Below are 12,857 nucleotides of genomic sequence, written 5' to 3' on the forward strand. Positions count from 1 at the left end.
GTCACGGCCGGTCCTCCGGCTCGGGCTTGTCCAGCGAGGTGTGCCTGGCGTGCGGTGCGGCCTGGGCGCCGGCCAGCGTGGACTCCAGGTCGGCGATCCGGGCGTCGCGCTCGGCGAGTTCGGCGCCGAGGCGGCTGAGCGCGTCGTCCACGTCCGCCATGCGGTAGCCGCGCGGGGCGAGCGGAAAGCGGAGGCTCTCCACGTCCGCGCGGTTCACCGGCCGGTCCGGGGGCAGCGGGTCCTGGAAGCGCTCGGGCGCCACCTCGGGCAGCGGGCCGCTCTCGCCGCCGCTCACCACGGAGAGCGTGACCGCGGCGACCACGACCGCGAGCGCGACGACCAGGAACAGGAACATAACCATCGCGGTGGCCCCCAGGCTCGATGAAGCTCGGTGCGCACTCATGGTGCGGAGTGCGCCCAGTGTGCTCGGTGTCGAATGTGTCTGTGTCCGATCGTGCCATGCGAGTCTGACAGTTAGGGTCGCAGGCGGTCGTACCCAGGGACTTACTACGAGAGGTCACAGGCGATGCTCAGGCTGGGCAAGCGGGAATTCGCACCGCACGAACCGGTGATCATGGCCATCGTGAACCGGACACCGGACTCCTTCTACGACCAGGGAGCGACCTTCCACGACGAACCCGCCCTCGCGCGCGTGGAGCAGGTGATCGCCGAGGGGGCCGCGATCATCGACGTCGGCGGGGTGAAGGCGGGGCCGGGCGAGGAGGTCACGGCCGAGGAGGAGGCCCGGCGGATCGTCGGGTTCGTCGCGGAGGTGCGCCGGCGGTTCCCGGAGGTCGTGATCAGCGTGGACACCTGGCGGGCCTCGGTCGCGGAGGCCGTCTGCGAGGCCGGGGCGGATCTGCTGAACGACGCGTGGGGCGGGGTCGATCCGGGGCTGGCGGAGGTCGCGGCGCGGTACCGGGTGGGGCTGGTGTGCACGCACGCGGGTGAGGCGGAGCCGCGGACACGGCCGCACCGGGTGACGTACGACGACGTGATGGCCGACATTCTGCGGGTGACCCTGGGGCTGGCCGAGCGGGCCGTGGCGCTGGGGGTGCCCCGGGAGTCGGTGATGATCGATCCCGGGCACGACTTCGCGAAGAACACCCGGCACAGCCTGGAGGCGACGCGGCGGCTGGGCGAGATGGTCGAGACAGGGTGGCCGGTGCTGGTCTCCCTGTCCAACAAGGACTTCGTGGGCGAGACGCTGGACCGGCCGCTGAAGGACCGGGTGATCGGCACGTTGGCGACGACGGCGGTGTCGGCGTGGCTGGGGGCGCAGGTGTACCGCGTCCACGAGGTGGCGGAGACGCGGCAGGTCCTGGACATGGTGGCGTCGATCGCGGGCCACCGGCCTCCGGCCGTCGCCCGGCGGGGGCTGGCGTAGCGGCCGGGGGCGACGGCCCCGGACCCCGAAACCCTCCCCCGCCCGACTCGGTGGGTCGGGAGCCGCACGAACCGACCCGGTCACCCGGAACGATCACGAAAACCCTCGGGCCCCGACTTCTCAGCAGGGCGAGTGGGGTGGGCGCGGTGGGCGGGAAACGACCGGTCCTAGCGGCCCGCCTCCTTCGAGACCAGGGCCACCGCCTCCGCCACGTCGTCCGTGACGTGGAACAGGAGGAGGTCCTTCTCCGAGGCCTTGCCCTGGGCCACCGGGGTGGTGCGGAGCCAGTCGACCAGGCCGCCCCAGTACGCGCTGCCGAACAGCACGATCGGGAAGCGGGTGACCTTCTGCGTCTGGACGAGGGTGAGCGCCTCGAAGAGTTCGTCGAGGGTGCCGAGCCCGCCGGGCAGCACCACGAAGCCCTGCGCGTACTTGACGAACATCATCTTCCGCACGAAGAAGTAGCGGAAGTTCAGGCCGATGTCGACGTAGGCGTTCAGGCCCTGCTCGAAGGGCAGTTCGATACCGAGGCCGACCGAGACGCCGCCCGCCTCCAGGGCGCCCTTGTTGGCCGCCTCCATCGCACCGGGGCCGCCGCCCGTGATGACCGCCCAGCCGGCCTCGACCAGGCCCCGGCCCAGCTGCACCCCCGCGTCGTACTCCGGCGAGTCCACCGGCGTCCGCGCCGAACCGAACACACTGATCGCGGCTGGGAGTTCGGCGAGCGTGCCGAAGCCCTCGATGAACTCCGACTGGATGCGCAGCACCCGCCAGGGATCCGTGTGGACCCAGTCGGAGGGTCCGCCCGCGTCCAGCAGACGCTGGTCCGTCGTGCTCGCGGTCACCTGACCGCGCCGTCGGAGGACCGGTCCCAGGCGCTGCTCGTCCGGCGGCACCTTCTTCCCCTCGGGGTTCCCGGTAGGCATATGTGCGCTCCCTCCGCTTGCAGGTGTATCCGCCCCAGCGTAGATCCACCCGGGTTACGGGCGCGGGACGTCGGCATGTCCGGTGCGAAGCGCCGCCGGGTGGCTCAGCCGGCCAGCCAGGCGCGCAGCCGCTCCTCACCCGCCAGGATCTTCCCGGTTTCGACCCGTTCATCCCGTTTGTGCGCCAAGTGCGGGTTGCCGGGCCCGTAGTTGACCGCCGGAACGCCGAGGGCGGAGAAACGGGAGACGTCGGTCCAGCCGTACTTGGGCATCGGGGTACCGCCGACCGCCTCGATGAAGGCGGCCGCGGCCGGGTGGGAGAGGCCGGGCAGCGCACCGGGGCTGTGGTCGTCGACCACGAACTCCTCGACCCCGCAGTCGGCGAAGACGTCGCGGACGTGCGCGATCGCCTCCTCCTCGGAACGGTCCGGGGCGTATCGGAAGTTGACGGTGACCACGCACTCGTCGGGGATGACGTTGCCGGCCACCCCGCCGGAGATGCCGACCGCGTTGAGGCCCTCGCGGTACTCCAGGCCGTCGATGACCGGGTAGCGCGGCTCGTAGGCGGCGAGCCGGGCGAGGATCGGGGCGGCCGCGTGGATCGCGTTGGAGCCCATCCAGGAGCGCGCGGAGTGGGCCCGCTCGCCGGTGGTCTTCAGCAGGACGCGCAGGGTGCCCTGGCAGCCGCCCTCGACCTCGCCGTTCGACGGTTCGAGGAGGACCGCGAAATCGCCCGTCAGCCACTCCGGGTGCGCCTCGGCGACGTGCCGGAGGCCGTTGAGATGGGCGGCGACCTCCTCGTTGTCGTAGAAGACGAAGGTCAGGTCGCGGTTCGGGGCGGGGACGGTGGCCGCGATGCGCAGCTGGACCGCCACGCCGGACTTCATGTCGCAGGTGCCGCAGCCCCACAGCACGCCGTCCTCGTCCAGCCGGGACGGCACGTTGTCCGCGATCGGGACGGTGTCGATGTGGCCGGCCAGGATCACGCGCTCGGCGCGGCCGAGGTTCGTGCGGGCGATCACGTTGTTGCCGTGCCGGTCGACCGTCAGGTGCGGCAGGGCGCGCAGCGCGGCCTCGATCGCGTCCGCGAGCGGCTTCTCGGTGCCGCTCTCCGAGGGGAAGTCCACGAGTCGCGCGGTCAGCGCGGCGGCGTCCAGCGTGAGGTCAAGCGAGGTGTCGGCCATGGCCCCGACCCTAACGCGGAGCACCGGGCGGGCGGTTTCACAGGCTTTCGCACCCGGGGTTGAGCCGCTCGTACTCTCCAGTATGTTGTACGCGTGCCAGAGCCGTCCCCCACCCGCCCCACGCGTCGCCGCCGTGCCCTGCGTTTCGTGTCGGGTTTGATCATTCTGTGCGCCGTCGCGGCCTATCTGGTCGTCCAGTACGTCACCGGCGGCGGTGGCGCCGAGGGCTGCAAGGTCGTCTCGGGCCGCAGCGACAGCGAGTCGTACGAGTTCACGCCCGAACAGGCGGTGAACGCGGCGACGATCGCCGCCGTCGGCACCGGGCGCGGTATGCCCGAGCGGGCGGTGGCCATCGCCCTGGCGACCGCGCTCCAGGAGTCGGGGCTGCGCAACATCGAGCACGGCGACCGGGATTCGCTGGGCCTGTTCCAGCAGCGGCCCTCGCAGGGCTGGGGCACCGAGAAGCAGATCCTGGACCCGGCGTACGCGGCAGGCATGTTCTACGCCCACCTGGCCAAGGTGCGCGACTACGCGACCCTGCCGCTGACGGTGGCCGCGCAGCGCGTGCAGCGCAGCGGCTACCCGGAGGCGTACGCCAAGCACGAGACGGACGCCACGCTGCTCGCGGCGGCTCTGACCGGGCAGGCGGCGGCCACGCTGACCTGCGACGGGCGCCCGGCGGCCACCACCGAGGCGGCGGCGACGGGTCCGGACGCGGTACGGACCGCGCTGGTACGGGACTTCGGGCGGGACGCGGTCGAGGAGGCCGGCGCGGAGGTGAACGGCTCGTCCGCGAGTTCGCCGACACCGACGCCGAGCGTGACCGCCACGGCGCACGGGCGGACCGTGACCGTGCCGGTGCCGGAGGGCGGGAAGACCGACAAGTCCGGGCGCACCGAGCGCGAGCGCGGCTGGCAGCTGGCGCACTGGGCGGTCGCCAACTCCTCGGCGCTGCACATCCAGCGGGTGTCGTACGCCGGCCGGGAGTGGTCCGCCGGGAGCACGGAAAGCCAGTGGCAGGCGGCCGCCGGTTCGCAGGGGACGGGCGGGGCGGAGAAGTCCGCGGGGTCCGTGCGGATCGTGACCGGGCAGTAGTTCGGCCCGTCACTCCTGCGGGTCGGCCCCGGCGGGTCGCGCGCATGGTGTGCGCAGGTTTTCGTACAGCCACGCGCGCGTGCGCGAAATCCCTTGGGAACACGAGGCCGTAAGGATTCTGCAGGTCTCGGCGAGGTCTCGACCCGGGCACTCTTTGCCCGTTTTTATCCACACCCGATAATGCGATGCGTTATCAACTCTTTACCTTGGGCCTCCGCAACCTTCGCGGGCTTCGAGCGGTAGTCACGGCGATCACGTTCCCTCCCGTCGAATGGAGCATCATGTCCCTCCCTCTGACCCGCCGCATCGCCCGTGCCGCGCTGCTCGTCGCAGCGGGAGCGGCTGCCGGGGTCGGTGCGGCCGGCTCCGCCAGCGCGGCCCCGAGTCTGCCGGCCACCCCGAACCTGGGTGGTATGACCGCCCTGGACGGAGCGAGCGTCGGCAACACCGCCGACGCCGCGGCGCAGAACGTCACCGGGGCCGTCGGCCACACCGGTGGCAAGGCGGTCGAGTCGGCGCTGCCGGCCGCGGGCAAGACCGGCGGCAAGGCCGTCAAGGTGGCGGCGCCGGTGGTGCAGCACGCCGCGGGCGACGCGGCCGGCTCCGCCGGTGGGCTGCTGGGTGAGACGGCGGCCACGGCGACGAAGGGCGGGCTGCCGACGGACGGGCTCGCCAAGGGCGGGCTGCCGGTGAAGGGGCTCCCCATCGGGGGCTGACTCCGTTACGCCGGCGATCGCAGGCCGGTGATTTCAGAAGGGACCCGGGATTTTCCCGGGTCCCTTCTCGTCGTGTTCCAGCCACGGGCCGCTGGGGGTTGTTCGCGTCCGCGCGGCGGAGCCGCACGTGAGCACAGCCCCGCGCCCCCGACCGGGACGTCGGGCGCGGGCCGGTGAGGGCTCGCGCCCGCGCGGCGGAGCCGCACATCGATGCGGCCCGCGCCCCCGAGGGGGCGCGTCGGCCTGCGGGCGTCTCAGGAAAGCCGCTCCACGGCCGCCCGTACGCGCTCGTCCGTCGCCGTCAGGGCCACGCGTACGAAGTTCTCGCCCGCCTCGCCGTAGAAGTCGCCCGGTGCCACCAGGATGCCGCGGTCGGCAAGGTGGGACACCGTCTGCCAGCAGGACTCGTCCCGCGTCGCCCACAGGTAGAGACTCGCCTCGCTGTGTTCGATGCGGAAACCGTGGGCCACCAGCGCTTCGCGGAGGAGGGCGCGGCGGGACGCGTAGCGCTCGCGCTGTTCCTGGACGTGGGTGTCGTCGGAGAGGGCCGCCACGACCGCCGCCTGCGTCGGTGCCGACGTCATCATGCCGCCGTGCTTGCGGATCTCCAGCAGGGGGCCGAGCACCGCCGGGTCGCCGGCCAGGAAGGCCGCGCGGTAGCCCGCCAGGTTGGACCGCTTGGAGAGGGAGTGCACGGCCACGATGCCGTCGTACGAGCCGCCGTTCACGTCCGGGTGCAGGACCGAGACCGGGTCGGCCTCCCAGCCCAGTTCGAGGTAGCACTCGTCGGAGAAGACCAGGACGCCGTGGGCGCGGGCCCAGGCGACGATCTCGGTGAGTTCCTGCTTGCTCAGCACCTTGCCCGTCGGGTTGGACGGGGAGTTCAGCCAGAGGAGCTTCAGGTTCGTCGGGTCCAGGTCGCGCGGGTCGTCGTAGACCACGTAGTCGGCGCGGGCCAGGCGGGCGCCGACCTCGTACGTGGGGTACGCGAGGCGGGGGTAGGCGACCACGTCTTTGGATGTCGCCGTGCCGGGTCCGAGGCCCAGCTGGGTGGGGAGCCAGGCGACGAGTTCCTTGGAGCCGACGATCGGCAGGACATGGCGGTGGGTGACGTCGCGGGCACCCAGGCGGCGCCCGACCCAGCCGGTGATCGCGTCGCGCAGCGCCGGGGTGCCCCAGACCGTGGGGTAGCCGGGCGAGTCGGCCGCGTCGATCAGGGCCTTCTGGATCAGGTCGGGGACCGGGTCCACCGGGGTGCCGACCGAGAGGTCGACGATGCCGTCCGGGTGCGCCGCTGCCGTCTTTTTGTACGGCTCCAGCTTGTCCCAGGGGAAGGTGGGCAGACGCTCGGAGACTGCGGACACGGTCACTGGCTCACTTTCTTCGGTACGACCGGTACGACCGTACAACCGGTACGGCCGTATAGCCGGTACAGCCGGTACGACCGGCAGGACCGGCACGGCAAACGCCTCGGTCCCGCAGGCGCCGATCGGGTGCGATCAGGCCGTACGGGACCGAGGCGGCACGGTGGTGCGGCGGGCCGCCTGTGCGGGTTACCCGGCCTGCGGGGGCAGCGCGGCGACGAAGGGGTGGTCGCGCTCGATCAGGCCCAGCTTGCTGGCGCCGCCGGGAGAGCCGAGCTCGTCGAAGAACTCGACGTTGGCCTTGTAGTAGTCCTTCCACTCCTCCGGAGTGTCGTCCTCGTAGAAGATCGCCTCGACCGGGCAGACCGGCTCACAGGCACCACAGTCAACGCATTCGTCCGGGTGGATGTACAAGGACCGCTGGCCCTCGTAGATGCAGTCGACCGGGCACTCCTCGATGCACGCCTTGTCCTTCACGTCGACACAAGGCTGCGCGATGACGTAGGTCACGCTGTCGTTCCTCCTCGATTGGGCGCTGGCGGGCCTCCGTAGGCTCCGCCGCCTGGCGCGCGGGAGCGCGGCGTCGTCGATGCCCGCCCCTAGTATCTCCGTTCTCGGGCATGATCCGAACAGGAGGGGTGAACTGACCAGTGGAAATCTCGGCCGCAGGACGCTTCGAGGTCCGTGTCACCGCTGCTGACGTGGGTAAACGGGTCTCCGTACGCCGTTTGACCGGAAATGACCTCACCGAGGAGAAGTTCACCGACACGGTGGGTGTTCTCACATCATGGGACGACGACGGCATGTTGACGATCACACGGCGGGACGGGGAGATCGTCCGGATACCGGAGGCCGCGCTGGTGGCGGCCAAGATCGTGCCGGCCGCTCCGGCGCGCCGCCGGGGACCGGCGGCGACCTATCGGGAACTGGCGCGTGTCGCCTCGCGCGGCTGGCGGCCGGTGGAGAGCGAGCGGCTCGGCGAGTGGGAGCTGCGGGCCTCGGGAGGGTTCACCCGGCGGGCCAACAGCGTCCTGCCGCTCGGCGATCCGGGGCTGCCGCTCGACGCGGCCCTGGATGCGGTACGGCGCTGGTACGGCGAGCGCGGGCTGCCCGCGTACGTGCAGACGGCGACCGGCGCCGAGGGCACCCAGGAGCTGCTCAGCGCGGAGCTGGAGCGGCGGGGCTGGGTGCGTGAGGTGAGTGCCGAGCTGTGGACCGGTGCGCTGGCGCCGGTGGCGGACCGGGCGGAGGGGGCCTGTGTGGTGCTCTCCCGGACGGCCGACGAGGCCTGGCTGACGCGCTACCAGCGCAAGGGGGTCAGCGAGGTCGCCCTGCGGGTGCTGGGCGGAGGGCCGTCCGTGTGGTTCGCGACCGTTCCCGGCGAGGGTGCCCCGGCGGCCATCGGGCGGTTGGTGGTGGACGGCCGGTGGGCCGGGTTCGCCGCTGTCGAGGTGGATCCGGCGCTACGGCGCCGGGGGCTGGCCACCGAGGTCATGGCCGCGCTCGCCCGGCGGGCGCTGGAGGAGGGCGCGTCGGCGGCCTGGCTCCAGGTGGAGGCGGAGAACACGGGGGCGCGGGCGATGTACACCGGGCTGGGGTTCGGGGCGCACCACGCCTACCACCACTACAGGGCGCCGGGAGCGGACGGCCGCTGAGGCCGCCGCGGTACGGATCGTTCCGGAAGGGCACCGAACAGCTATGCATCCTCCGTATCCAGATCCCGATCCGGGTCCACGTCCGCAGCTGCGTCCGCCACCGCCGGAACGGGCCGCCGAGGTGAGGGAGCGGTTCGCCGAGGAGGCGCGGTCCGAGCGGCCCGATCTGGCGACGCTGTGTCTGCTGTTGGGCGCGGCGGCCGACGGCTCGCTCGACGAGGCCGGGATCGACGCGGCGCAGATGGAGCTGGACCGGCTGGCCGGGCAGCTGCCGTACCGGCCGGGCGGGCCGCTCGCCTGGGCCACGGCGGCGCACCGGGTGCTGGGCGAACGGTTCGGCTTCCACGGCGCCGCCGCGGACTACCGCCGACTGGGGTCCTCCCTGCTGCACGAGGTGCTGCGCCGGCGGCGCGGGCTGCCGATCCTGCTGTCCGTGGTGTGGCTGGAGGTGACCCGGCGGGCGGGGGCTCCGGTGTACGGGGTCGCGCTGCCGGGGCACTTCGTGGTGGGGTTCGGACCGGCCGAGGAGCAGGTGCTGGCCGATCCGTTCGACGGGGGGCGGGTACTGAGCGGGGCGGACGCGCAGTCGCTGGTGGTGGGGGCGGCGGGAGTGCCGCTGGAGCCGGCGATGCTGGAGCCGGCGGATCCGCTGGACGTCGTACGGCGGATCCTCAACAACGTACGGGCATGGGCGGCGGCCCGGCCGGAGCGGTCGGACGTGGGCCTGTGGGCCGTGGACCTGTCGCTGCGGATGCCCGCGCACCCGGCCCGGCTGCGGTACGACCGGGCGCGGCTGCTGGTGGAGCGGGGTGACTTCGTCGACGGCGCCGAGGAGTTGGAGGAGTACGCCGAGTTGATCGACGTGGTGGACGAGGGAGCGGCGGAGAAGGTCCGGGGCGAGGCCCGGGCGGCACGGGCCCGGCTGAACTGAGCGGCGCCGGAGGTCTCTCCGTAGCGGGCGCCCCGGTCCGCTACAGCCAGCCCTTCTCCCGTGCGATGCGGACCGCTTCCGCCCGGTTCCGTACCGCCAGCTTCTGGATGGCCGTGGAGAGGTAGTTCCGTACCGTCCCCTGCGAAAGGTGCAGTGCCGCCGCCAGTTCCGCGTTCGTGGAGCCGTCGGCCGCCGCGCGGAGGACCTCCCGCTCGCGGTCGGTCAGGGGGTTGGCGCCCTCCGCCAGGGCCGCCGCGGCCAGGGTGGGGTCGATGACGCGCTCGCCGGCCAGGACCTTGCGGACGGCCTCGGCGAGTTGGGCGGCAGGGGCGTCCTTGACCAGGAACGCGTCGGCGCCCGCCTCCATGGCGCTGCGCAGATAGCCGGGCCGCCCGAAGGTGGTGAGGACGACCAGCTTCACGGCGGGCAGCGTCCTGTGCAGCTGGGCCGCAGCCTCGATGCCCGTGCAGCCCGGCATCTCGATGTCGAGCAGGGCCACGTCGATGCCGTGCGCCCGCGCCGCCGCCAGCACCTCGTCGCCGCGCGCTACCTGGGCCACGACCTCGATGTCGTCCTCGAGGCCCAGCAGGGCGGCCAGCGCCTCGCGGACCATCGACTGGTCCTCGGCGAGGAGGACCTTGATCGTGCTGCTCATGCCCCGGATCCTACGGCGCCGCCGACGCCGAGCGGGACCCGGGCGACCAGCCGGAAACCGCGCTTCAGGCGCCCCGCCTCCAGCGTGCCGCCGGCCTTCTCCAGCCGCTCGGTGAGACCGGTGAGGCCGTTGCCGGGGCCCTTGCCGGAACCGCCCGAGCCGTTGTCCTCGACGGCGAGTTCGAGGACCGGGCCGTCCAGGGTCTGGCGGCGCAGCAGTTCCACCGTGCAGGCGCTCGCGCCGCTGTGCCGGACGACGTTGGTGATCGCCTCGCGCAGCGCCCAGGCGAGCGCCGCCTCGCCGTCCTCGGGTACGCCGGCGAGGTCGGGGTCGGCCGGGACCTCGGCGGTGACCGCGGCGGCGGTCAGCGCGACCTGGGCGCCCGCGAGTTCGTCGGCGAGCCGGCGCCGCCGGTAGCCGGTGACCGCCTCGCGGACGTCCACCAGGGCCTGGCGGCTGACCTGTTCGATGTCGGAGACCTGCTGGGCCGCCTTGTCGGGGTGGTCGGGGAGCATCCGGCCGGCCAGTTCGCTCTTCAGCGTGATCAGGGAGAGCGAGTGGCCGAGCAGGTCGTGCAGGTCGCGGGCGAGGCGCAACCGCTCCTCGTTGGCGGCCAGTTGGGCGACGGTGGCACGGGCCTTGCGCAACTCGATGGTGGTGGCGACGAGTTGCCGTACGCCGGTCATGGAGAAGCCGACCAGCAGCACCACCAGGAACAGGCCCCAGGCCTCGTCCATGTCGTGGACGTACCAGCCCGCCAGCATCATGGCGGCGGTGGTCAGCGGGATCGTCCAGTAGGCGACCCGCAGCGGGAAGGTCACTCCGCACATCACGGAGACGTACACGAACAGGCCGAACCAGGATCCGCCGAGGGTGAAGGCCAGGGTGACCGCGAGCGTCCATTCCACGGCGATCGCGGTGGTGACGATCCAGCCGCGGAAGGGCCGGCCCATGGAGCGGAAGACGATGGACAGGTAGATCCCGACGAAGGCCGTCAGGCCCGCCCAGCCGGTCACCGTGACCTGGGTGGTGTGGTGGCCGGAGGCCAGGTCGTCCGCCGGGGAGGCGAGGAAGACCAGCCACGGCAGGACCCACACCATCTTGCGCATCGCCTCGCCCCGGCTGCGGGGCGGCCGGCCGATCCGTACCAGCCGGTCCGCCCGGGCTTCGTCCTCGGAACGCAGGTCTTCCGTCATCGTGCTCACGCCTTCAGCGTGTCCTTCCGGTACAGCCAGGCCGCGCCGCCGACGAAGAGGGCGAAGAAGACGACGAGGATGGCGATGTCCTGGGCCTGCGGGGCCTGGCTCTGCTCGATGGCCCGTCCCAGAGCAGCGTACGCGTGCGTGGGCAGCCACTTCGCGATGTCCTGGAGCCAGGTCGGGAAGGAGGAGGACGGCCACCACAGGCCGCCGAGGATCGACAGGCCGAAGTAGGTGATCATCGTGATCGGGCGGACCGCGTCGCCGCTCGCCAGATACCCGATGGCGACGCCGAGCGCGGCGAAGACCAGGCTGCCGGCCCAGATGGCGCCGGTGAGGGCGAGCCACTGCCAGGCATCGAGCCGTACGTCCTTCACCGTGGCGGCGACCACGAAGACGACCACGATGGAGGGCAGGCTCACCACGGCGGCGCCGGCGGTCTTGGCGAGGACGTAGCCGCGTCCGGGCAGGGTGGTCAGCCGCAGCTGCCGTACCCAGCCGCTCTCGCGCTCCTTGGCGATGCGCTCGCTGTTGCCCATCAGGACGGCGGTCAGGGCGCCGAAGGAGGCCATGGAGACCATGACGTAGGCCGCCAGGGAGAGCCCTGAGTCGTCGACGGTCTGGGTGGTGTCGCCCTGGCTGGCGACCAGCAGGAAGATGATCGACGGGTAGATCACCGAGAAGAACAGGAACTTGCGGTTGCGCAGGGCGCGGGCGAGTTCCAGCTTGATCAGGGCGTTCACGACTGCGTGGCCTCCTTGGCCTCTTCGGCCTCCGTGATGGCGACGAACGCCTGCTCCAGGCCGAGCCCGGCGACTTCGAGGTTGCGGGGGTAGACGCCCAGTCCGTAGAGGGCGTGGACGGTGGCGTCGGCGTCGGACGACTGGATGCGGACGGTCTGGCCGCTCCCCGCGGCGAAGCCGCTTTTTGACACGGTGACGGCGGTGAGGAACGGCAGCGCCCGCAGCGACGCCTCGTCGATCTCGCCCTCCAGGTCGAAGGAGACCCGGCGCGCGCCCGCCTTGGCCTTGATCTCTGCTGCCGTTCCGTCGGCGAGCAGCCGGCCCCGGTGCAGCACCAGCACCCGGTCGGCGATGGCGTCGGCCTCTTCGAGGTAGTGCGTGGCGAACAGGACCGTCCGTCCCTGGTCGGCCTGTTCCCGCATGGTGGCCCAGAAGGCCTGGCGGGCGGAGACGTCCATGCCGGTGGTCGGCTCGTCCAGGACGACCAGGTCGCTGTCGCCGGCGGTCGCGAGCGCGAAGCGGACGCGCTGGGACTGGCCGCCGGAGAGCTTGTTGACCTTGCGGTCGGCGATCCCAGAGATGCCCGCGCGGGCGAGGACGTCGCTGACCTTGTAGGGCTTCGGGTGCAGCTCGCAGGCGAGCTTGACCAGCTCGCGCACGGTGACCTCGTCCATCAGGCCGCCGCTCTGCAGCATCGCGCCCACCCGGCCGGCGACGATGGCCTCGCGCGGGGTCATGCCGAAGACGCTCACCGAGCCGGTGTCGGCCTGCTTGAGGCCGAGCAGCAGGTCGAGCGTGGTCGACTTGCCCGCGCCGTTGGGCCCGAGCAGGGCCACGGTCTCCCCCGGGTGCAGCCGCAGCGAGAGCCCGTCGACGGCCCGCACCTTCCCGTAGGTCTTGCTCACCTGGTCGAACCCGACCACCACCGGGGCACCGGTGGCGGTCGTCGCCGCTGTCGTTGTCATGCCGTCCATGCTCGCGGCGACCCCCTGGCCGGGGGCA

The 12,857-nt window shown here is 72.3% G+C and carries 14 protein-coding genes; 5 read left to right on the forward strand and 9 right to left on the reverse strand.

Annotation, left to right across the window (positions count from 1 at the left end; genetic code table 11):
- Position 1: 1 nt before the first annotated feature.
- The gene (locus AB0N16_RS29660) at positions 2-361 is read right to left on the reverse strand and encodes a DivIVA domain-containing protein (protein ID WP_365801907.1); all 360 of its coding nucleotides are present in this window, start codon (positions 359-361) and stop codon (positions 2-4) included.
- A 165-nt stretch (positions 362-526) separates the two neighbouring features.
- Here AB0N16_RS29660 and folP point away from each other — a divergent pair, with 165 nt between their 5' ends.
- A complete protein-coding gene (gene folP, locus AB0N16_RS29665) occupies positions 527-1,387 on the forward strand; it encodes a dihydropteroate synthase (protein ID WP_365801909.1) in 861 nt (286 codons plus the stop codon).
- A 167-nt stretch (positions 1,388-1,554) separates the two neighbouring features.
- Here the strand turns inward: folP and AB0N16_RS29670 are convergent, their stop codons facing one another.
- The gene (locus tag AB0N16_RS29670) at positions 1,555-2,313 is read right to left on the reverse strand and encodes a TIGR00730 family Rossman fold protein (RefSeq protein WP_365801911.1); all 759 of its coding nucleotides are present in this window, start codon (positions 2,311-2,313) and stop codon (positions 1,555-1,557) included.
- A gap of 104 nt (positions 2,314-2,417) precedes the next feature.
- Positions 2,418-3,497 carry a succinyl-diaminopimelate desuccinylase gene (gene dapE / locus AB0N16_RS29675; RefSeq protein WP_365801912.1) on the reverse strand — a complete coding sequence of 360 codons (1,080 nt, stop codon included), beginning with the start codon at positions 3,495-3,497 and terminating at the stop codon, positions 2,418-2,420.
- Between the two features lie 93 nt (positions 3,498-3,590).
- On the opposite strand from dapE, the gene AB0N16_RS29680 reads away from it, so the two are divergent.
- Both AB0N16_RS29680 and AB0N16_RS29685 read left to right on the forward strand, forming a co-directional pair.
- Entirely contained in the window at positions 3,591-4,592 is a 1,002-nt protein-coding gene (locus AB0N16_RS29680; RefSeq protein WP_365801914.1) for a heavy metal transporter, read from the forward strand.
- Positions 4,593-4,873: 281 nt separating this feature from the next.
- A complete protein-coding gene (locus AB0N16_RS29685) occupies positions 4,874-5,308 on the forward strand; it encodes an ATP-binding protein (protein WP_351745616.1) in 435 nt (144 codons plus the stop codon).
- A 254-nt stretch (positions 5,309-5,562) separates the two neighbouring features.
- Here AB0N16_RS29685 and AB0N16_RS29690 read toward each other — a convergent pair whose 3' ends face one another.
- A complete protein-coding gene (locus AB0N16_RS29690) occupies positions 5,563-6,672 on the reverse strand; it encodes a bifunctional succinyldiaminopimelate transaminase/glutamate-prephenate aminotransferase (RefSeq protein WP_365802008.1) in 1,110 nt (369 codons plus the stop codon).
- A 189-nt stretch (positions 6,673-6,861) separates the two neighbouring features.
- Positions 6,862-7,182 (reverse strand): ferredoxin, encoded by a 321-nt coding sequence (gene fdxA / locus AB0N16_RS29695; RefSeq protein ID WP_086766880.1) that lies wholly within the window; start codon positions 7,180-7,182, stop codon positions 6,862-6,864.
- Positions 7,183-7,322: 140 nt separating this feature from the next.
- On the opposite strand from fdxA, the gene AB0N16_RS29700 reads away from it, so the two are divergent.
- A complete protein-coding gene (locus AB0N16_RS29700) occupies positions 7,323-8,327 on the forward strand; it encodes a GNAT family N-acetyltransferase (RefSeq protein ID WP_365801917.1) in 1,005 nt (334 codons plus the stop codon).
- A gap of 43 nt (positions 8,328-8,370) precedes the next feature.
- Positions 8,371-9,258, forward strand: coding sequence for a transglutaminase-like domain-containing protein (locus AB0N16_RS29705; protein WP_365801919.1), 888 nt, complete (start codon positions 8,371-8,373; stop codon positions 9,256-9,258).
- A 40-nt stretch (positions 9,259-9,298) separates the two neighbouring features.
- Here AB0N16_RS29705 and AB0N16_RS29710 read toward each other — a convergent pair whose 3' ends face one another.
- Genes AB0N16_RS29710 through AB0N16_RS29725 form a run of 4 tightly spaced genes read right to left on the reverse strand, consistent with a single transcriptional unit; the run spans position 9,299 to position 12,820 of the window.
- Positions 9,299-9,913 (reverse strand): response regulator transcription factor, encoded by a 615-nt coding sequence (locus AB0N16_RS29710; protein WP_365801921.1) that lies wholly within the window; start codon positions 9,911-9,913, stop codon positions 9,299-9,301.
- Positions 9,910-11,109, reverse strand: a complete 1,200-nt coding sequence (locus AB0N16_RS29715; RefSeq protein WP_365802010.1) for a histidine kinase — start codon at positions 11,107-11,109, stop codon at positions 9,910-9,912. The genes AB0N16_RS29710 and AB0N16_RS29715 overlap by 4 nt, the downstream gene beginning before the upstream one ends.
- Before the next feature lie 5 nt (positions 11,110-11,114).
- Positions 11,115-11,855 (reverse strand): ABC transporter permease, encoded by a 741-nt coding sequence (locus AB0N16_RS29720; protein ID WP_365801923.1) that lies wholly within the window; start codon positions 11,853-11,855, stop codon positions 11,115-11,117.
- Positions 11,852-12,820: an ABC transporter ATP-binding protein gene (locus AB0N16_RS29725; protein WP_365801925.1), complete on the reverse strand. Its 969-nt coding sequence runs from the start codon at positions 12,818-12,820 to the stop codon at positions 11,852-11,854. The genes AB0N16_RS29720 and AB0N16_RS29725 overlap by 4 nt, the downstream gene beginning before the upstream one ends.
- Positions 12,821-12,857: the final 37 nt, after the last annotated feature.

The organism is Streptomyces sp. NPDC051105 (assembly GCF_040682795.1).
Lineage (GTDB): Bacteria > Actinomycetota > Actinomycetes > Streptomycetales > Streptomycetaceae > Streptomyces.